This window comes from Streptomyces sp. NC-S4 (genome assembly GCF_054353315.1).
This window is the reverse complement of sequence record NZ_CM135937.1, coordinates 400,910-420,387: the sequence shown is the minus strand read 5'-3', so window position 1 is coordinate 420,387 and position 19,478 is coordinate 400,910. Positions and strand designations below refer to the sequence as shown.

Below are 19,478 nucleotides of genomic sequence, written 5' to 3'. Positions count from 1 at the left end.
GTGGTGGTGTCTCCTATGCGGGGATACGACGGCCCAGGGGGAAGATCTGGGGCCGCTCTGAGCGGGGATGGGGGACGACGAGACAGTCCAGGCCGAACACCTCGGCCACGGTCTCCTCGGTGAGCACCTCGTGGGGAGTGCCCCGGCGCACGATCCGGCCGTCGCGCATGGCGACGATCGTCGAGGCGTACAGGGCCGCCTGGTTGAGGTCGTGGGACACCAGCACGATCGTCTTGCCGGCCTGCTCGTTGAGGTCGGCGAGGAGGTCCATGACCTCGATCTGGTGGGCGATGTCCAAGTAGGTGGTGGGCTCGTCCAGGAGCAGCGTCGGCGTGTCCTGGGCGAGCGCGAGGGCGATCCACACGCGCTGGCGCTGGCCGCCGGAGAGCTGGTCGACCGGGCGGTCGATCAGCTCGGCGGTACCGGTCGCCAGCAGGGCGTCCGCGATGACCTCGTCGTCGGCGGCGGTGCGCCGCTGTCCGAACCGTCGGTGCGGATGGCGGCCGCGCCAGACCAGGTCGCCGACGGTGATGGACTCCGGGGCGATCGGCGACTGCGGCAGGATGCCCAGGCGCCGGGCCACCTCGCGGGTGGACAGGGCGTGGATGTCCTGGCCCTCCAGGAGGACCGAGCCGGCCGCGACGGGCAGCAGCCGGGCGATGGACTTGAGCAGGGTCGACTTGCCGCAGGCGTTCGGGCCGACCAGCGCGGTGATCCTGCCGGGCTCGACCCCGAGGGACAGTTCCTCGATGATCGGCTTGCGCTCGTACCCGGCGCTGATGCCGCGTGCTTCGAGCCGGAAGCCGGCGTCGGGGAGGGCGGGTACGGGTCGTGCGCTCATGCGGTGGCTCCTTGCCTGCGCCGGAGGATCAGCCAGACGAAGTAGGGGGCGCCGAGCAGTGCCGTCAGGACGCCCGTCGGGACCGGGCTGATCACAGGGCCGTGCTGGGCGAGGACATCGGCACCGAGGACGATGACGGCGCCGATCGGGACGGCCAGGGCGACGGACCGGTCGGTGCCGACCAGCCGGATCGCGATGGGACCGCTGATCAGCGAGACGAACCCGATCGGGCCCGTGACACTGGTGGCGAGCGCGGCGGCCGCGGCCCCGACCAGCAGGGTCGCGATCCGGACGGCGCCCACCCGGGTGCCGAGCCCGAGGGCGAGCTGGTCGCCGAGGGCCATGCCGCCCAGGGAGCGGCCCAGCAGCGCGGCGCAGAGCCCGCACACGGCCAGCGCGCCCGCCAGCGTGGACACCCCCTCCCAGGTGGCGTCGTTGACGCTGCCGACCAGCCAGCGCATCACCTGCGCGATCCCGTGCTGACCGGCCACCGTGAACAGGTAGTTCACGTACGACGTGCACACGGCGGTCAGACCGATGCCCACGAGGACCAGGCGGTACGTGTCCACGCTCCCGCCTCGCCTGCTCAGCGCGAGCACCGTCGCCACGAGGGCGAACGCCCCGCCGAGGCCGGCCAGGGAAGCCCCGAAGGGAACCGCCGGGGCGAACAGCAGCACCGTGGTGGCGCCGGCTCCGGCGCCCGCCGAGATGCCGACCATGTCCGGGGTGGCCAGCGGGTTGCGGATGAGCCGCTGGTAGAGGGCCCCGGAGAGCCCGAAGAGGGCTCCGGCGAGCAGCGCCGCCAGGGCGCGCGGCATCCGGATGCGGAAGATCACGTAGTCGGCGAGTCCGGTGCGCAGCCCGAAGGCGGCCGGCAGGACGTCCCCCGCCGGGATCCGCTTGACCCCGCCGAGCAGCAGCGAGGCGGCGAGCAGCGCGAGCAGCATCAGGACGAGGAGGCAGGCGACGAGGCGGGCCCGGCGGATCCCCGCGCGGTGGGCACCGCGCAGCCGGGCCGCGGTGGCGGCCCTGAGCTCGGCCGCCGTGTCCCGGGAGGACTCTTCGAGGCGGCGCGCCCCGTCCGCCCGTGGCGCGTGGGTCTGTGGCATGTCACTCACATCCGGACCAGGTCGCGGCGGCGCGCGAGCCACACGAAGAAGGGGGTGCCGACGAAGGCGGTCATCACCGACACCTGGACCTCGCCGTGGTCGATCACCAGCCGTCCCGCGGTGTCGGCGCCGACGAGCAGGACGGCTCCGCAGACCATGGACAGCGGCAGCGACCAGCGGTGGTCCGCGCCCACCAGCATCCGGGCGGTGTGCGCGGCGACCAGTCCGACGAAGGCAACCGGCCCCACGGCAGCAGTGGCGGCGGCGCACAGCAGCACCGCCACGGCCGCACTCGCCAGCCGGTCCCGCTCCACCCGGATACCGAGCCCGCGGGCGGTCTCGTCACCGAGGCTCAGCAGGTTCAGGGTGCGTCCCAGGGGCAGCGCCAGCAGCAGGCCGGTGAGCGCGAACGGGAGGACCTGGCCCAGGAACTGGCCCCGGCCGGTGAGCTGGCCGACGGACCAGAAACGCAGGTGGGCGTAGACGGCCTCGTCGCGCACCACGAGCAGGGTGATGAGCGAGGACATCACTGCCGCCACGGCTACGCCCGCGAGGACCAGGCCGATCGTACTGCTGCCCGCGTTGGTGCGGGTGCCGATCAGGAAGACGAGGCCCGCGGTCACCGCCGAGCCGGTCAGCGCCATCCAGAAGTAGCCCTGCACGCCGGACGCGTCGAGGAAGAGGATGCCGAGCACGACGAACACCGCCGCGCCCTGCTGCACACCGAGGACGCCCGGCTCCGCCAGTGGGTTCATCGTCAGTGCCTGCATGATGAGCCCGGAGGCGCCGAGCGCGGCTCCCACGGTCAGGCCGAGCAGCGTGCGGGGGATCCGCTCCGTCCACAGGACGTCGCCGTTGTAGCCCTCCGCGCCCGGGTGCAGCAGGATCCGCACGATTTCCAGCGGGGATATGTCACGCGCACCGAGGCCGATGCTCGCGATGGTCACGGTGGCCAGCATCAGGCCGGCGAGCACCACGACCACCGATGCGCGCGAGGCACGGGGCCTCGCGGGCGTCGGGGTCGATGGTGCGGCCGGCGAAGCCGATTGCTTCATGGGTCTTCGGGTACTCCTCACCTGCTCAAGCTCGAAGTTAGGCTAGCCTTACCAAAGCGGGGTCCGGTCCAATGCCGGAGGCGAACCGCTCACAATCAGGGGTCAAGAACACGGCCCCTGCGGCAGGGGAGGATGTTGTGGCCGAGACGGGACTGCGCAGCGTGCGGGCCGAGGAGACCCGTGCGGAAGACGCGATCATGGCCGATGACGATTTCATCGCCGAGGGCGGACACCCGCTGCACGTCCACGAGTTCCACGAGTTCCTGCACGTCCCGGTCGGCCGGATCGTGGTCACCGCCCTCGGCCGGGACTACGAGCTGTCCGCCTCGGTGGCCCTGTGGATCCCGGCGGGCATCGCGCACAGCGCGCGGTTCGGAGCCGACTCCGTCATCGCGGTCGAGTCCTTCGGCGCGGACCGGTTCGAGCTGCCGTACCAGGACGTCACCACCATCAACATCACCGACGCCCAGCGCAGACTGGTCCTCGGGCGGATGCGCAGCACCCGCGCCCAGGAGGAGGACCCGGAGGTCTTCGCCGCGCTGTCCGCCGGGCACCGCAACTGCCTGCCGCTGCCCCAGCCCACCAGCCACACCGCCGGTGCCGTGGCGCGGGAGCTGGCCCGTACGCCGAGCGACCCGCGCACCGCGACGGAGTGGGCGGAGAACCTCTACACGAGCTCGACCAGCCTGCGCCGGGCCTTCCGCGCGGAGACCGGGATGGCCTTCTCCGAATGGCGCACCCGGCTCCGGCTCAACCACTCGCTGGGCCTTCTGGAGCAGGGCCAGTTGGTGAGCTCCGTGGCCGCCCGGGTGGGGTTCGTCAGCACCAACGGCTACATCCTGGCCTTCCGCCGCCACTTCGGGCAGACCCCTGGTGCGTACATACGCAGCTCGCTGGACCGGTCCGCCTGACGGCAGTTCCTGGGCGGCCCCTCAGCCTCCCGGGGGGCATACCGCGGAGCCCGGGGCGGCGCGTCCACGGCTGCCCTAGCCTTGCGCCATGAGTGCGCCAGGCGACGTGATCGACGGACGGTTCGAGCTGATCGACCGGCTCGGCAGCGGGGGGATGGGCACGGTCTGGCGCGCGCTGGACCGTGTCCTCCACCGTGAAGTGGCCGTCAAGAAGTACGATCCGGGGCCGGGCAGGACGACCCGGAATTCCGGCGGGTGTTGCGCGAGCGGGTGCTGCGCGAGGCCCGCGCCCAGGCCCGGATCAGTCATCCGAACGTGGTCACCATCCACCACATCGTCGACGAGGGCGAGCACCCCTGGCTGGTGATGGAGCTGCTGCCCGGTGACTCCCTCGCCCGGCGACTGGAGCGGGGACCGCTGTCGCCCGCCGGGGTGGCCCGGACCGGCCGCGAGGTGCTCGCCGGACTACGGGCCGCGCACGCGGCCGGCATCCGCCATCGGGACGTGAAACCCGCCAACGTGCTGATGCGGGCGGATGGTTCGGCCGTGCTCACCGACTTCGGTATCGCCGCCCTCCAGGACGCCGCCTCCCTCACCATGACGGGCGAGGTCATCGGGACCCCCGAATACCTGGCGCCCGAGCGGATCCGCGGCGCCGATCTGCCCGCCTCCGACCTGTGGTCGCTCGGCATGATGCTGTACGTGTGCGTGGAGGGCGTCAGCCCGATGCGCCGCTCCACCACCCTGGCCACGCTGGCCGCGGTCCTCGACGAGCCGGTGCCGGCACCGCGCCGGGCCGGCCCGCTGGCCGACGTTCTGGCCGAGCTGCTGGTCCGCGACCCGGCCGCGCGGCCTTCCGCGGAGCGGCTGGACCGGCTGCTGGCCGTCGTCGCCCGGGACACCGGCGGCGCCGTACCACCGGAGCCCACCCACCTCGACCGGGCGCCCGCCTCCCTTCCCGGCCGTTCCCCCGTGTCCGACCGACCGCCGTCCGCCGAACACGCCGGCCCGCCGCCCACGCTGTCGCCCGCGCCGCAGGCCACAGCACTGCCCACTCCCGGGCCCGCCCAGCCGCACGGGGCAACGCCCCCGCACGCGCTGCCCACCATCGGCCCGCTGGGCGGCGGCGTCCCGCACGGGAACGGGCCGGACCGCCGGCGGAAGGCCGGCGTGCTCGCCGCAGCGTCCGCCGTGGCGGCCCTGGCGCTGCTCGGCATCGGCAGGTACGCCCTGTTCGAGCCGGGCGCGGACGGACGCGCCGACGGCAGGGGCGCTGCCTCGCCGACGGCCCCTGTGGTCGCCACGCTTACGGGCCCGCCCTCGGCGACTCCCGCACCGGGTGCCGCCGGCACGGCGTCGCCGGGTCCCGTCCCAACTCCCGGCACGACCGCGGGCAGCGTCGGCGTTCCGGGCACGACCGTCACCCCGGCCGATTCGCCGCCGGGCACCCCGGCGGCCGTCGTGCCCGGCGGCGGCGACCCGGCACCGGGTGCCGGCCGCTGGATCGCCCAGCTCTTCTCCGAGCCGGAGAGCACCGGCACCGCCGTCCGCGACCAGCGGCTGGCGGCGATCCGGGCCACGGTCCCGGAGGCCCGGGTGCTGCGCAGCGGGGACTACGCCTCCCTCAGGCCCGGTTACTGGGTGGTCTACGCCCCCGGTCCGTTCGCCGACGGCCGGGCGGCCGTCACCTTCTGCGCGCGCAAGGGCCGGACGACCGCCAACGAGTGCCTGGGCCGCTACCTCAGCGACGACCAGGGCGACTACACGTACCAGTGCACCCCGCCCGCCGATTCGCCCGGGGGCCGCTGCCGGCATTCATGAGGCACGCGTCAGGCCGATTCCTCGTGGGGGAAGCGGGCCAGAGGGGTGTCCTGCGCGAAGAAGCCCTTGGCGCGGACCATCGCCCGCTCGTCGTCCCGCACCTGGCCCGGGCGGGAGCCGTTGCCGAGCAACACCCCGCCGAACCGCATCCGCATGTACGCCGCGGTGTGGTGGAGACCGGTCACCAGCCCCTGGGCACGGGACTCGTCGTGGTCCGCCATGGCCGTCACACCCCACAGCGTCCGGCCCGCCATCCGCTGCTTGAAGTCCGAGCCGGGAGTCGTGAGCCAGCCCGACCAGTAGTCGAGATAGCGCTTGGTGTGCGCGGAGAGCGCGTACCAGTACAGGGGCGAGGCGATCACGACGTCGGTCGCCTCCAGCGTGGCCAGCCGCAGGGCCTCCTCGCCCTCCGAGGGCGTCCAGCCCTCGGCCTCGTGCCGCCCGTCCTGGAAGTCGGGCAGCGCCGTCCCGGCCAGGTCGACCCACCGCTGCCGGACACCGGCGGGCAGCTGTTCGGCTGCAGCCCTCGCGAGTATCCCGGTGTTCCCGTCGGAACGGGAGCTGCCGAGGACGAAGAGGAACGAGCGGTCGGTCATGAACATCACTCCACCGGATGCGCGGTCGGACCGGCGGAATGCCCGCCGGTAGGGGCGACGTTAGAGGTTGACATCAATGTGAAGGTCAACCGGATGCAGAGGTACGGCACATGCTGATCGGCGAACTGTCCCGGCGCACCGGCGTCAGCTCCCGGTTGCTGCGCTACTACGAGGCGCAGGGACTGATCGACGCGGAGCGCGGCCCGAACGGATACCGCGACTACACGGCGGACTCCGTGGCCGCCGTCCGCAAGGTGCGCGCCCTGCTCGCGGCCGGCCTGTCCACCGAGGTGATCCGCACGGTGCTGCCGTGCGTGCGCGGCGAGGGAGTGCGCTTCGCCTGGTGCGAGGAGATCCGGACGGTCCTGGACGGCGAACTGGCCGCGATGGACGCGCGCATCGAGGGCCTGCGGCACAGCCGCGCCACCCTGGCCTGCTACCTGGAACAGCCCTGAGCCCCGCCCCCGGGGAAGTGGGGCGGGGCTCAGGGAGACCGGGGGCAGTGACTCAGGCGGTGGCCGCCCGAGACCGCTGTTCGCCCTCCGCGGCCCGGTTCCCGCGGGCGGGCAGGAGGCGGTCCAGGGCGAAGGAGCCCGGGCCGGTGAAGACGAGCAGCAGGAAGGCCCAGCAGTACATCGCGGAGGACTCGCCGTTGTTCTGGATCGGGAAGAGGGCGTCCGGCTGGTGGGCCGTGAAGTAGGCGTACGCCATCGAGCCGGAGGCGACGAAGGCCGCGCTGCGGGTCCCGGCACCGAGCAGCACCAGGGCGCCGGCGACGAGCTGGATCACCGCCGCGTACCAGCCCGGCCAGGAACCGAGGGGGACCGTGCCGCCGCCGTGCGCGCCGCCGAGGACGCCGAAGAGGGAAGCGGCGCCGTGACAGGCGAACAGGAGGCCGGTGACGATCCGGAAGAGGCCCAGGGCGTGGGGCCGGGCGGCGTTCAGACGTTCCGTCATGGGGAGGTCCTTCGTCGTCGGGTAACGAGGTGGTGGGGGAGGGGAGGACCGTCAGCCGGTCCGGAGGGCCGGGGCGGCGACCCCGCCGGCGGGTACCGGCAGGCCGTACACCTGGTGTGCGACGCCCACCGGTACGGGAGCGACCGCGATCAGGACAGGGCCACCGGCAGCGGCACGCGATACACCGGCGGTACGTGCGCGGGGGCTCGCCGCGGCCGGGCCCGGAGCGGGGCCGGTCTCACAGTTGGGCGCAGACCCGGTCGGCCGTGGTGACCACGGCGCAGCGGCCCGCCGCCCATTCCAGGGCCATCCGGTGCTCGCGCTCGGAGAAGTCGGCGACGGCGTCCGCGACCACGAAGGCCCGGACGTCCTGCATCCAGGCGTCGCAGGCCGTCATCAGCACGCCGATGTGGGCGTACACGCCGGTGATCACCAGCTGGTCCCGGCCCATCGCACGCAGCCGCTCCAGGAGGTCGGTCCGGACGAAGGCGCTGTACTTCCACTTCGTGAGCACCGTGTCGTCCGGGCCCGGCGCCACGGCGGCGGGGATCGCCTCGGCCGTCGGGTCGGCGGGCAGGCCGGGGCCCCAGAAGTCCTGCTGGAGTCCGCGCTCGGCCGGACTCTGGCCGCCGGGCTGTGCGGTGTAGAACACGGGAACCCCGGCCCGGCCCGCCTCCTTCTTCAGCCGCGCGACCTGCTGGAGCATGCCGGTGACGGGCTGCGCGCCGGTGTCGAAGGCCGACAGGAAGTAGTTCTGCAGGTCGTGGACGAGCAGGACCGCGCGGTCCGGGTCCACCGTCCAGTCGACGCGGTTGGCCGGCAGCTCCTCGGAGGTCGGCAGCGGGTAGGGGGCGATGGCGGGCAGGGCCATGGGTTCATCCGTTCAGTGCTGATGGGGCGTACGGGGGGCGGGGACGGCGGCGGGTGCGGCCGGGGCGGCCGGCACGGCGGTGCGCAGGTCGCGTTTGGATACCTTGCCCACGCCGGTCTTGGGGAAGGCGGCGACGAACTCCACCCGGTCCGGGACCTTGTACGCCGCGAGGCCGCGTTCCCGCACGAACTTCTTCACCGCGGCGGGCCGCAGTTCTCCGGCGCCCTCGCGCAGGATCACGTAGGCACAGGTGCGTTCGCCGAGATAGGGGTCGGGCTCGCCGACCACGTTGGCGTCGTGGACGGCCGGATGCGCCAGGATGTGGTTCTCCACCTCCTCCGCCGCGATCTTCTCCCCGCCCCGGTTGATCTGGTCCTTGGCGCGTCCCTCGACGACCAGGTGCCCGGTGGGCGTCATCCGGACGATGTCCCCGGTCCGGTAGAAGCCGTCGGCGGTGAACGAGCGGGCGTCGTGCTCGGGCGCGTTCCAGTACCCCCGGATGGTGTACGGGCCGCGCGTCAGCAGGTGACCGGACTCGCCGGGGAGCACCTCGCGGTCCTCGTCGTCGACGATCCGGATCTCGTCACCGGGGGAGATCGGCCGGCCCTGGGTCGTGACGACCGTCTCCTCGGGGTCGTCCAGGCGGGTGTAGTTCACCAGCCCCTCCGCCATCCCGAACACCTGCTGGAGCGTGCAGCCCAGGCCCGGCCGGACCCGGCGGGCGGCCTCCTCGCTGAACTTGGCGCCGCCCACGAGCAGGACGTCCAGGCTGGCGAGGTCCCGGTCGGTGTGCGCGGCGGCCTCCGTCCAGAGCAGGGCCAGCGGGGGTACCAGGCCGGTGATCGTCACGCCCTCGGACTCGATCAGCGGGAAGGCGACGTCGGGCACCGGCTGCAGGCACAGCACCACCCGGCCCCCCGCGTAGAGGGTTCCCAGCGAACCGGGTGAGGACAGCGGGAAGTTGTGGGCGGCGGGCAGGGCCACCAGGTACACCGAGTCCGCGTCCACCGCGCAGATCTCGTTCGAGGCCCACAGCGAGTAGATGTAGTCGTCGTGGGTGCGCGGGATCAGCTTGGGCACGCCCGTACTGCCGCCGGAGAGCTGGAGGAAGGCGAGGTCGTGCGGGGCGGGCCCGTCGCCGAGCCCTCCGGCGGGTACGTCCAGCGGGACCTCGGCCAGCGCGGTGAACCCGCCCGGGTCGGGGTCCGCGACGAACACCTCGCGCAGCCCCGGGACTTCGGCGCGGACGGCCGCGGCCAGCTCGCGGTAGTCGTAGCCGCCGTGCACCGCGGGGATCACGTACGCCGCGGCCCCGGTGAAGGAGCAGAAGTAGGAGATCTCGGTGCGGCGGTGGGCCGGGAGCGCGAAGACGGGCAGGGCGCCGATCCGGAAGAGCGCGAAGACCACCTCGAAGAACTCGGCCGTGTTCGGCAGTTGTACGACCACCTTGTCACCGGGGACGATGCCGCGCGCCGCGAGGCCCGCGGCCATCCGGTCGGCCCGCGCGTCGAGTTCGCCGTAGCTCCAGGTGCGCCGGCCGCCGTCCGGGCCGCCGGCCGGGTCCACGAGGGCGATCCGGTCGGGGTGCGCCGAGGCCCGCTCGCGCAGTACGGATCCGAAGGTCTCGCCCCGCCACCAGCCGGCCGCCCGGTAACGCTCGGCGAACTCGGCGGGCCAGGGCCGCCACGCGGCCGCGGCGTGGTTGTCGTCGGCGAAGGGGTCGCTCACAGCTCTGCTCCGACGGCCTGCAGGAAGGTGCGGAACTTCGCACCGGTCTCCGCGGTCTCGGCCTCGGGTTCGGACGCGGAGACGATCCCCGCTCCGGCGTACAGCCGCAGCCGGTTGTCCTCGGCCTCGGCGCATCGGATCGTGACGACCCACTCGCCGTCGCCGGTGCCGTCCTCCCAGCCGATCATGCCGGTGAAGAAGCCGCGGTCGAAGGGCTCGGTCTCCTCGATCACCTTGCGGGCCACGTCGGTCGGACTGCCGCAGACGGCCGGGGTCGGGTGCAGGCTGGAGGCGATCTCCAGAGCGGAGACGTCGGGCTGTGCGAGCACTCCGGTCACGGTGGTGGACAGGTGCCACATGGTGGCCGTACGGAGCAGGGTGGGGCGCTCCGGGACGTCGAGGGAAGTGCAGTACGGGGCCATGGCCTGGTGCACCGCGTCGACGACGACGGCGTGCTCGTGCAGGTCCTTGGCGGACTGGAGCAGGGCGGCGGCCCGGCGGACGTCCTCGGCGAGGTCCGCGCTGCGCGGGGTCGACCCGGCCAGCGGGTTGGAGATGAGCCGGTCGCCCCGGCGGGACAGCAGCAGTTCGGGGCTGGCGCCCAGCAGGCTGCGGCCGGGGCCGGTGGGGAGGGCGAAGGTGTAGCCGGAGGGGTCGCGGCGGGCGAGCCGCTGCACCATGGCGGGTATGTCCAGCGGTCTGTCGGAGGCGAGTTCCAGGGTCCGGGCCAGCACGACCTTGCTGAACTCGCCCTGCCACATCCGGTCCACGGCCGAGGACACGCCCTTGGCGTAGACCTCCGGCTCGGGGACGGAGGCGATGGCCCAGTCGGCCGGTGCCGGACCGGCGGCGGGCAGGGCGATGAGCGGGTCCGAGGTGAGCGGCGGGCCGCTGCGCAGGGACTCCGGGACGACGAGGGCGGCGCGGGCGTCCGGGGCGAAGGGGATCGCGCCGATCACCACGGGGTAGGGGTGCCCGGCCCGCCGGGCCTCGGCCAGGGCCCGGGCGACGCGGTGCGGCAGGGGTTCGGCGGAGTGCGCGACCTCCTGGCGGATGCCCTGGGCCAGCAGCGTCCGGGTGGGCGTCGCGAGGAACCGGGCTCCGGCGCGGTAGGCGTCGAGCAGTGTGGTGGCGGCGCCGACCGAGGGGTGCACCGGATCGGCCGGTGCGGGGGGCGTGGCGACTTGGTGGACCGTCGGCACGGTGACTCCTCTTCAGGGTGGGGGCAGGTGGGTGCGGCCGGGCGGTCGCCGGCTGCGGGCGGTGCGGTGCGGTGCGGTGCGATGCGGTGCGGGCGGTGCGGGCGGTGCGTGGCGCGTGGCACGGGGATCGCGTGTGGTGCGCGAGGCAGGACGGGGGCGGCCGCGGGGTCAGCGCAGCGTGGCTCCGCCGTCCACGTAGAGGTCCTGCATGGTGATGTGGCGCGCCTGGTCCGAGGCGAGGAACACGACGGCGTCCGCGATGTCCTGCGGGTCGGCGATCCGGCCCAGCGGGATCCCCGTCCGGTAGCTGGCGAGGTCCCCGTCCAGCACCCGGGCGGGTGCCTGCGGGTCGGTCCAGAGCCCCCACTGCATGGGGGTGTCGGTGGAGCCGGGAGCCACGATGTTGCAGCGCACGCCGCTGCGGGCGTACTCCAGCCCCAGGCACTTGGTGAACATGACGGCCGCGGCCTTCGAGGCGGCGTACGCGGCCATGCCGGTGCGCGGGATCCCGGCGGCGTTCGAGGCGACGGTGATCACGCTGCCGGAGCCGCGGGCCGCCATGCCGGGGACGACGGCGCGGGAGGCGAAGAAGACCCCCTGGACGTTGACCGCGAAGGTGGCCGCCCAGTCCTCGTCGGTCAGTTCGGCGACCGGTGCGGCCCGCAGGATCCCGGCCACGTTCACCAGGACGTCGACCGGGCCGAGTTCCCGCCCGATCCGCCCGACGGTCCGGTCGACGGCCGCCGGGTCGGTGACGTCGAGTTCGTAGGCGCGGACGGCGCCTTCGCCGGCGACCGGCGTTCGCCCGGCCTCCGGGCCCGGGTCCAGTTCCGCCGCCAGCGCCGTGACGGCCTTCGCCGAGACGTCCGTCGCCGCGACGGTGGCGCCGAGGCGGAACAGCGTACGGACGACGGCCTCGCCGATGCCCTGGCCCGCGCCGGTGACGAGCGCGACCTTGCCGGTGAATCCGCTGGTTCCGGGGATGCCGGGCTCACGGTGGTCGGACATGCCGCCCCCTCCTCAATTCTTAGGTAAGCCTAACCTAATTGCATACTGAACGGCGCTACACGGCGGCCACGTTGTCCCGGGGCGCTCGTGATGGCCGGGCCCGGGACGGGGGCCGTTGGTCATGACGACGCTCTCCCTTCCTCGAAGAAGGGCGGAGGGGACGGGCGGGGCGCCGCACAGCGCCCCACCCGCACCCCGGCGGGCGGGTCAGTCCCGGGCGGCCGGCCCGCCCGGCGCCAGCGCACGCGCCAGCACCGGGCCGATCTGCGCCAGGACCGCGGGCGACATCAGGTCGTCGTGCGAGCAGTCCAGGACGTGCTCCTCGATCCGGCCGTCCAGGTACGCGGGCCAGACCAGCCCCGGCGCCTCCGCCGCCGGGGTGGACCGGGACGCGGTGAAGAACAGCACGTCACCGCGGTAGCGGAGGGTGCGACTGCGCGACAGCAGCCGTACGCAGTGCACGTTCGTGTCGACGATCGACCCCAGCAGCGCCTCGTCGAACCCGGCCAGCAGGCCCTGGCTGTCGCGGATCGCGCCGACCGCCTCCGCCCGGTCCACCGGAGCATCCCCCTGCGGCCGGTCGAGCCCGGCCACCGAGAGCAGGAAGCCGCTCTCCTCGCGCTCCAGCCGCTCGCGCCAGTCCGGGGCGTCGATGTACGACCAGTCCTCGATCTCCGGCGGATACGCGTCCAGCAGTCCCAGGAAGGCGACTTCCTCCCCGCGCTCCTGGAGCAGCGCGGCCAGCGTCTGGGCCACCGTCCCGCCGAAGGAGTAGCCGAGGAAGTGGTACGGGCCCTCGGGCTGGACCGTACGGATCTCCGCCAGGTACAGCTCCGCCAGGGCCGCCACGTCGGCCACTTCGGGCTGCGCGCCCGCGAGCCCAGGCGACTGGAGCCCGTACACCGGCCGGTCCGCGTCGAGGTGGCGCAGCAGGCCCGTGTACTGCCAGGCGAAACCGGACGCCGGGTGGAAGCAGAACAGCGGCGCGGCCGTGCCCCGTTCCCGCAGCGGCATCAGCACCCGCAGCGCGTCCCGGCGGGCGTCCGATCCGATCCGGGCGGCCAGGTCGGCCACCGTCGGCGCGGCCATCACGGCCCCGACCTGGACCGGGGTGCCCAGTTCCGCGCGGATGCGGCCGACCAGCCGCATCGCCAGCAGCGAATGGCCGCCGAGCTCGAAGAAGTTGTCCTCGGCCCCGACCCGCTCCAGCCCCAGCACCTCCGCGAAGACCGCGCACAGCAGCTCCTCGCGCGCGTCCTTCGGCGCCCGGCCGCCGCCCGCGTCCCCGAAGTCGGGGGCGGGCAGTGCCGCCCGGTCCACCTTGCCGTTTACCGTCAGCGGCAGCGCCGACAGCTCCACGAAGGCCGACGGAACCATGTACTCCGGCAGCGTGGCCGACAGCCGGGCCCGCAGGGCGGCCGGTTCGGGGGCCTCCGCGGCCGACGCCACCGTGTAGGCGACCAGCCGCTTGACTCCCGTCGGCCCGGTGTGGACGACCACCGCCGCCGCCGCGACGCCCGGCTGGGCCGCGACCGCCGATTCGACCTCCCCGAGCTCGATGCGGAACCCGCGGATCTTGACCTGGTCGTCGGCGCGCCCGAGGTAGTCGATCTGCGCGTCCCCGCGCCAGCGCACCAGGTCGCCCGTCCGGTACATCAGCGTCCCCGGCTCACCGAACGGGTCGGCCACGAACCGCTCCGCCGTCAGCGCGGGACGGCCGAAGTAGCCGCGGGCCAGGCCCGCCCCCGCGAGGTACAGCTCACCGGCCACGCCCGCCGGGACCGGCCGCAGCGCGCTGTCGAGCACGTAGGCCCGGGTGTTGAAGATCGGCCGGCCCACGCACGAGCTGATGCTGTCGTCCACGTCGGCGCCCAGGGCGTTGATCGTGTACTCGGTCGGGCCGTACAGGTTGTAGCCCATGGTGCCCTCGGTGCGCTTCAGCAGCTCCCAGAGGCCGTCCGGCACCGCCTCGCCGCCCAGCAGGAACAGCGTGGGCCGGTGCCGGTCCGCGTCCAGCAGACCCGCCTCCACCAGCTGCAGACCGTAGGACGGCGTCACGTTGACCACGTCGATGCCCACCCGGTCGTAGTGCGCGGTCAGGGCCGCCGGGTCCAGCCGCAACTCCTCGCCGATGACGTGCACCTCGTGCCCGTCGACCAGCCAGAAGAACTCCTCCCACGACATGTCGAAGGCGAAGGACACGGTGTGCGCCACCTTCATCCGGCGCCCGCCCGCCAGCGCCACCGCCGGAGCGAAGATCCGCTCGCGGTGGTTGAGGAGCATGTTGGTCAGGCCCGAGTAGGGGACCACGACCCCCTTGGGCCGCCCGGTGGAGCCGGAGGTGTAGATGATGTACGCGGGGTGCCGGCCGTCCCGGACGCCCGTCAGCTCCGACTCGGCCAGGGGCCCGTCCGGCAGTTCCGCCAGCTCGGCCAGCACCGTCGGGTCGTCCAGCGGCAGCGCCGGTACGCCCTCCACCACCGGCACCCGGTCCGTCACCGGGGCCGTCGTGACCAGGCACAGCGGGGCGGCGTCCGCCACCATCGCGCCGAGCCGGTCCACGGGGTGGTCCAGGTCCAGCGGCAGATAGGCCGCCCCGGTCTTCAGTACGGCGAACAGCGCGACCACGAAGTCCGCCGACCGGGGCAGCCCGAGGGCCACCACGGCCTCCGGCCCCGCGCCGCGCGCCACCAGGGCCCGGGCCAGCCGGTTCGCCCGGGCGTCGAGCTCCGTGTAGCTGAGCCGCTGGTCCTCGAAGACCAGGGCCGTCTCCCCGGGGGTCCGGGCGGCCTGCTCGGCGAACAGGTCGATCACCGTGGTGTCCGGGACGGCGTGGCCCGTGTCGTCGCCGGTCGCCAGCAGTTCGGCCCGCTCCACCGCGTCCAGGGTGACCAGCCGGCCCACCGGTACCGCCCCGCCGTCGGCGAGCTGTTCCACCAGCAGCGCGAGCCGGCCCGCCAGGTGCCGGGCGGTGGCCTCGTCGTACAGGTCGGGCCGGTAGCCGAGGCTCAGCTCCAGTGCCGGACCGGGGGTGACGGCGAGGGTCAGCGGATAGTGCGTGCCGTCGACGCTGTGCGTCCAGCCGATCGCGTGGGCCGCCACCGCCTCCTCGCGGGCGGCGTCGTTCAGCGGCGTGTTGCGGAACACGTACAGGGTGTCGAAGAGCTGCCCGAGGCCGGTCAGCTGCTGGATCGGGCCCAGGCCCACGTAGTGGTGGGGCAGCAGCGCCGCGTGCTCGCCCTGCACCCGCACCATCAGCTCGCGCAGCGGCTCGTCGGGGCGCAGTGAGACCCGGAACGGCAGCGTGTTCATGAACATGCCGATCATCCGGTCGACCCCGGCGAGGTCCCCGGGGCGACCCGAGACGGTGGCGCCGAACACCACGTCGTCCCGGCCCGTCATCCCGGCCAGCGCCATCGCCCAGGCCGTGCTCAGCACCGTGTTGAGGGTGACCCCGCAGCCCCGCGCGAAGGACCGCAGCCGGTCGCTCGTGGCCTCGTCCAGGGACAGGTCCACCACCTCGGCGGTCACCGGCTGCCGGTTCGGATCCGCCCGGGCCACGAGCGTCGCCTGGTCCAGCCCGGACAGGTGGGTGCGCCAGGCCCGCTCGGCGGCCTGCCGGTCCACGGCCGACAGCAGGCGCAGGTAGTCCCGGTAGGGGGTCACGGGCGGCAGCACGTCCACCGAGCCGCCGTGCCCGTACAGGGCGAACAGCTCCTCGAAGAACAGCGACTCCGACCAGCCGTCGGTCAGGATGTGGTGCTGCGTCACGCACAGCATCCAGCGCTCCGCCGAGAAGCGGATCAGGGCCACGCGCAGCAGCGGCGGGGCCGCCAGGTCGAACCGCGTCGCCGCGTCGGCCAGCGAGAACTCCCGCAGTGCCTCGTCCTGCGCCGCCCGGTCGAGATGACCGAGGTCGATCTCCCGCCAGGGCAGCTCCCACTCGCCCGGCACCACCTGCACCGGGCCGTCCAGGCCCTCGTGCCAGAAGCCGGACCGCAGGTTGGGGTGGCGGCGCAGCAGGGTGTCGAACGCGGCGCGCAGGGCGGGCCCGTCGACGGCGTGCAGCAGCTCGACGAAGTTCTGCATCAGGTAGACGTCGAGCGCCCGGTCGTCGTAGACGGCGTGGAAGTACAGGCCCTCCTGCAGCGGCGCGAGCGGCAGGACCTCCACCACCTGCGGGAACACCGCGGCCAGCGCGGCCTCCTGCCCGGGGTCGAGGGTGACGAGCGGGCCGGCCGGGGCCAGGCGGCCGCCGCCCTGCTCCGAGACGTCGCCGGCCGCGGCGGCCATCCGCTCCACGGTCCGCTGCTCGAACACGTCGCGCGGGGTGAGGACCAGGCCCGCCTTGCGCGCCCGGGTCACCAGCTGGATGGAGACGATGCTGTCCCCGCCCAGCGCGAAGAAGTCGTCGTCGATCCCGGCCGAGGCGAGCCCCAGCACCTGGGCGAAGACGGCGCACAGCGCCTCCTCGCGGGCGTCGCGCGGCGGCCGCGACAGCTCCGCCGCCCCGGGTTCGGGCGCGGGGAGCGCGCCCCGGTCCAGCTTGCCGCTGACGTTCGTCGGAAGGGACTCCAAGGCCACCACGGCCGCCGGAACCATGTAGTCCGGCAGGACGGCGGCCAGCGCCCCGCGAAGCACCGCCCCCTCGACCGGGCCGGTCGCGTAGCCGACGAGCCGCTTGACCCCGGGGGTGTCCTCGCGGACCACCACGGCGGCGGACCCCACGCCGGGCAGCGCGGACAGCGCCGACTCCACCTCGCCGAGCTCGATGCGGTAGCCGCGGATCTTCACCTGGTCGTCGGCCCGCCCCAGGAACTCCAGCTGCCCGTCGGAGCGCAGCCGTACGAGGTCGCCCGTACGGTACATCCGCGAGCCCGCCGGGCCGTACGGGTCGGCCACGAACCGCTCCGCGGTCAGCGCGAACCGTCCCAGGTAGCCACGGGCCAGGCCCCGGCCCGCCAGGTACAGCTCACCGGGGGTGCCGGCCGGCGCGGGCCGCAGCGCGGAGTCCAGCACGCGGGCGCAGGTGTTGCCGATGGGCCGGCCCACGATCGGGGTGGCCGAGTCGGCCAGGTCGGCGCCGAGGGCGTCCACCGTGTACTCCGTGGGCCCGTACAGGTTCACCGACATGACCCCGGGAGCCGCGCGGACCTCGGTCCACAGCGCCTCGGGAACGGCCTCGCCGCCGAGCAGCAGCAGCCCCGGCCGGTGGTGCGAGCGGCTCAGCAGCCCCCACTCCAGCAGCGCGGCGGCGTAGGTGGGCGTCACGTCCATGGCGTCGATCCGGTGCTCGCGGACGTAGCCCACGGTGAACTCGGCGTCGCGCCGGCCGATCTCGTCCAGGACGTGCAGCTCGTGCCCCGAGACCAGCCAGAACAGCTGCTCCCACGAGGTGTCGAAGCTGAAGGAGGCGGTGTGCAGGGCCCGCAGCGGCCGTCCGCCCGCCGCCGCCACGGCCGGGGCGAAGACGTCCGCGATGTGGTTGGCGTACAGGTTCGACAGACCGCCGTGGGTCAGGACGACGCCCTTGGGCCGACCCGTGGAACCGGAGGTGTAGATCACGTAGGCCGGGTTCCCGGACTCGATGCGCGGCGGACGGAAACCGCCTTCGAGCGCGGCGAGTCCGGCGGTCGTCTCCGCCGAGTCCAGGGCGATCCGCTCCGGTCCGTCCGCCGCCCCGGCCGGCAGCAGCGCGAGCGCCGCCTCCGTGGTCAGCACGCACACCGGAGCCGCGTCGTCCAGCATCAGGGCGATCCGGTCGGCCGGGTAGTCCAGGTCCAGCGGCAGGTACGCGGCCCCCGTCTTCAGGACGGCCAGGATCGCCACCACCGACGCGGCCGAGCGCGGCACGGCCAGTGCCACGACCGACTCGGGTCCGGCGCCGCGCGCGGCCAGCAGCGCGGCCAGCCGGTCCGCCCGCTCGTCGAGTTCGGCGAAGGCCAGCCGGTCGGTGCCCGCGACCACGGCGACGGCGTCCGGTATCGCGGCGGCCCGCTCGGCGAACCGGTCGGCGACCGTACCGTCGGCCACGTCGCGCGAGGTGCCCGCCTGCGCGGTACGCAGCTCCGCGCGGTCGGCGGCGGTCAGCGGCTCCAGCGACCCCACCGGCCGGCCCGGATCGCGCGCGACCTGGTCCAGCAGGTCGGTGAACCGCTCGGCCACGCGGGCGACGGTCCGGGCGTCGAACAGGTCCGGCCGGTACTCCAGGGCCAGCTCGGCCCGCTCGTCCAGGGACACGGCCAGGGTGAGCGGGAAGTGCGTGCCGTCCCGGGCCTCGACACCGGTCACCCGCACCCCGTCGGCCAGCGGCGCACGGGCGGACGGGTCCACCGGATAGTTCTCGATGACGACGAGGGTGTCGAACAGCTCCCCGCCGCCCGCCTGCTTCTGGATCAGGCGCAGGCCCAGGTGGTGGTGGGCCAGCAGCGCGTTCTGCTCGTCCCGGAACCGCCGCAGCAGGTCCGCGACGCTCTCCCACGGCCGAGCGGTGAGCCGCACCGGGACGGTGGTGATGAACAGTCCGACCATCGACTCGATACCGGGGATCTCCTCGGGCCGCCCCGCGACCGTCAGACCGAAGACCACGTCCCGGCGGCCCGTCAGACTGCCGAGCAGCAGCCCCCAGACCGCCTGGAGCACCGTACTGGGCGTGGTGCCGAGCGAGCGCGCCGCCGCCGTCAGCCGGGCGGTGGCCGCGTGCGACAGCTCCACGCGGTGCACACCGGGCCGCACCGCGGTCCGGGACGGGTCGGCCGGGGCCACCAGCACGGCCTCGTCCAGCCCGGCCAGCGCGGAGCGCCAGGCGCCCTCGGCGGCCGGGACGTCCTGCGCCTTCAGCCACTTGAGGTAGTCGCGGTAGGGGCGCACCGGCCGCTGCGCCGAGGAGTCGCCGTCGCTCTCGTACAGCGCGAGGAGGTCCCCGACGAGCAGCGGCATCGACCAGCCGTCGACCAGGATGTGGTGCACGGTGACCACCAGGAGGTGGTCGCCCTCGCCCCGGCGTACCAGCAGCAGCCGCAGCAGCGGCGGCCGGTGCAACTCGAACCGGCGGTCCAGCTCGGCCCGTTCCACCCGGCGCACCGCGGCCTGCGAGGGATCGGCCGACAGGTCCGCCCGGCCCAGTTCGAAGGTCACCTCGGCCGGGACGAACTGCACCGGCTGCGGCACCCCCTCGTGCCAGAAACCGGCCCGCAGGTTGGGGTGGCGGCGCAGCAGCGCCGCGCCCGCCCGTTCCATCCGGTCCGCGTCGACGGGGCCGGCCAGCGACACGGAGACCTGCACCGTGTACACGTCCGGCGCGCTCGCGTCGTAGACGGAATGGAACAGCATGCCCTGCTGCAAGGGGGACAGCGGAAGCATGTCCTCGATTCGAGCCT

General features: G+C 74.0%; 13 protein-coding genes. 3 read left to right on the top strand and 10 right to left on the bottom strand.

Annotated features, from left to right (window positions below; translation table 11 throughout):
* Nucleotides 1–13: 13 nt before the first annotated feature.
* Genes ACXNSR_RS02040 through ACXNSR_RS02030 form a run of 3 tightly spaced genes read right to left on the bottom strand, consistent with a single transcriptional unit; the run spans nucleotide 14 to nucleotide 3,005 of the window.
* On the bottom strand, nucleotides 14–841 hold the full coding sequence (locus ACXNSR_RS02040; protein ID WP_458640398.1) for an ABC transporter ATP-binding protein: 828 nt from the start codon (nucleotides 839–841) through the stop codon (nucleotides 14–16).
* Nucleotides 838–1,950, bottom strand: a complete 1,113-nt coding sequence (locus tag ACXNSR_RS02035) for a FecCD family ABC transporter permease (RefSeq protein ID WP_458640397.1) — start codon at nucleotides 1,948–1,950, stop codon at nucleotides 838–840. The genes ACXNSR_RS02040 and ACXNSR_RS02035 overlap by 4 nt, the downstream gene beginning before the upstream one ends.
* Nucleotides 1,951–1,955: 5 nt before the next feature.
* Nucleotides 1,956–3,005, bottom strand: a complete 1,050-nt coding sequence (locus ACXNSR_RS02030) for a FecCD family ABC transporter permease (RefSeq protein ID WP_458640396.1) — start codon at nucleotides 3,003–3,005, stop codon at nucleotides 1,956–1,958.
* A gap of 137 nt (nucleotides 3,006–3,142) precedes the next feature.
* Between ACXNSR_RS02030 and ACXNSR_RS02025 the strand changes: the two genes are divergently transcribed.
* Both ACXNSR_RS02025 and ACXNSR_RS02020 read left to right on the top strand, forming a co-directional pair.
* Nucleotides 3,143–3,916, top strand: a complete 774-nt coding sequence (locus ACXNSR_RS02025) for a helix-turn-helix transcriptional regulator (protein WP_458640395.1) — start codon at nucleotides 3,143–3,145, stop codon at nucleotides 3,914–3,916.
* A gap of 255 nt (nucleotides 3,917–4,171) precedes the next feature.
* The gene (locus ACXNSR_RS02020; RefSeq protein ID WP_458640394.1) at nucleotides 4,172–5,737 is read left to right on the top strand and encodes a protein kinase domain-containing protein; all 1,566 of its coding nucleotides are present in this window, start codon (nucleotides 4,172–4,174) and stop codon (nucleotides 5,735–5,737) included.
* An 8-nt stretch (nucleotides 5,738–5,745) separates the two neighbouring features.
* On the opposite strand, the gene ACXNSR_RS02015 is transcribed toward ACXNSR_RS02020, so the two are convergent.
* Nucleotides 5,746–6,333 (bottom strand): flavodoxin family protein, encoded by a 588-nt coding sequence (locus tag ACXNSR_RS02015; RefSeq protein WP_458640393.1) that lies wholly within the window; start codon nucleotides 6,331–6,333, stop codon nucleotides 5,746–5,748.
* Between the two features lie 110 nt (nucleotides 6,334–6,443).
* Here ACXNSR_RS02015 and ACXNSR_RS02010 point away from each other — a divergent pair, with 110 nt between their 5' ends.
* Nucleotides 6,444–6,788 (top strand): MerR family transcriptional regulator, encoded by a 345-nt coding sequence (locus ACXNSR_RS02010; RefSeq protein ID WP_458640392.1) that lies wholly within the window; start codon nucleotides 6,444–6,446, stop codon nucleotides 6,786–6,788.
* Between the two features lie 52 nt (nucleotides 6,789–6,840).
* Here ACXNSR_RS02010 and ACXNSR_RS02005 read toward each other — a convergent pair whose 3' ends face one another.
* The 6 genes from ACXNSR_RS02005 to ACXNSR_RS01980 all read right to left on the bottom strand — a co-directional run bounded on the left by ACXNSR_RS02005 (nucleotide 6,841) and on the right by ACXNSR_RS01980 (nucleotide 19,461).
* Nucleotides 6,841–7,290: a DoxX family protein gene (locus tag ACXNSR_RS02005; protein ID WP_458640391.1), complete on the bottom strand. Its 450-nt coding sequence runs from the start codon at nucleotides 7,288–7,290 to the stop codon at nucleotides 6,841–6,843.
* A gap of 238 nt (nucleotides 7,291–7,528) precedes the next feature.
* The gene (locus tag ACXNSR_RS02000; protein ID WP_458640390.1) at nucleotides 7,529–8,161 is read right to left on the bottom strand and encodes an isochorismatase family protein; all 633 of its coding nucleotides are present in this window, start codon (nucleotides 8,159–8,161) and stop codon (nucleotides 7,529–7,531) included.
* 12 nt (nucleotides 8,162–8,173) lie between these two features.
* Entirely contained in the window at nucleotides 8,174–9,889 is a 1,716-nt protein-coding gene (locus ACXNSR_RS01995; RefSeq protein WP_458640389.1) for a (2,3-dihydroxybenzoyl)adenylate synthase, read from the bottom strand.
* Nucleotides 9,886–11,091, bottom strand: coding sequence for an isochorismate synthase DhbC (dhbC, locus tag ACXNSR_RS01990; RefSeq protein ID WP_458640388.1), 1,206 nt, complete (start codon nucleotides 11,089–11,091; stop codon nucleotides 9,886–9,888). The genes ACXNSR_RS01995 and dhbC overlap by 4 nt, the downstream gene beginning before the upstream one ends.
* A 168-nt stretch (nucleotides 11,092–11,259) precedes the next feature.
* Nucleotides 11,260–12,099 carry a 2,3-dihydro-2,3-dihydroxybenzoate dehydrogenase gene (locus tag ACXNSR_RS01985; RefSeq protein ID WP_458640387.1) on the bottom strand — a complete coding sequence of 280 codons (840 nt, stop codon included), beginning with the start codon at nucleotides 12,097–12,099 and terminating at the stop codon, nucleotides 11,260–11,262.
* A 207-nt stretch (nucleotides 12,100–12,306) separates the two neighbouring features.
* A complete protein-coding gene (locus ACXNSR_RS01980) occupies nucleotides 12,307–19,461 on the bottom strand; it encodes an amino acid adenylation domain-containing protein (RefSeq protein WP_458643536.1) in 7,155 nt (2,384 codons plus the stop codon).
* Between the last annotated feature and the right edge of the window lie 17 nt (nucleotides 19,462–19,478).

Excerpts from the sequence above, each read along its gene's own strand:
- ACXNSR_RS02040 (WP_458640398.1), bottom strand. The coding sequence starts at position 841 with ATGAGCGCACGACCCGTACCCGCCCTCCCCGACGCCGGCTTCCGGCTC.
- ACXNSR_RS02035 (WP_458640397.1), bottom strand. The coding sequence starts at position 1,950 with ATGCCACAGACCCACGCGCCACGGGCGGACGGGGCGCGCCGCCTCGAA.
- ACXNSR_RS02030 (WP_458640396.1), bottom strand. The coding sequence starts at position 3,005 with ATGAAGCAATCGGCTTCGCCGGCCGCACCATCGACCCCGACGCCCGCG.
- ACXNSR_RS02015 (WP_458640393.1), bottom strand. The coding sequence starts at position 6,333 with ATGACCGACCGCTCGTTCCTCTTCGTCCTCGGCAGCTCCCGTTCCGAC.
- ACXNSR_RS02010 (WP_458640392.1), top strand. The coding sequence starts at position 6,444 with ATGCTGATCGGCGAACTGTCCCGGCGCACCGGCGTCAGCTCCCGGTTG.
- ACXNSR_RS02005 (WP_458640391.1), bottom strand. The coding sequence starts at position 7,290 with ATGACGGAACGTCTGAACGCCGCCCGGCCCCACGCCCTGGGCCTCTTC.
- ACXNSR_RS02000 (WP_458640390.1), bottom strand. The coding sequence starts at position 8,161 with ATGGCCCTGCCCGCCATCGCCCCCTACCCGCTGCCGACCTCCGAGGAG.
- ACXNSR_RS01985 (WP_458640387.1), bottom strand. The coding sequence starts at position 12,099 with ATGTCCGACCACCGTGAGCCCGGCATCCCCGGAACCAGCGGATTCACC.
- ACXNSR_RS01980 (WP_458643536.1), bottom strand. The coding sequence starts at position 19,461 with ATGCTTCCGCTGTCCCCCTTGCAGCAGGGCATGCTGTTCCATTCCGTC.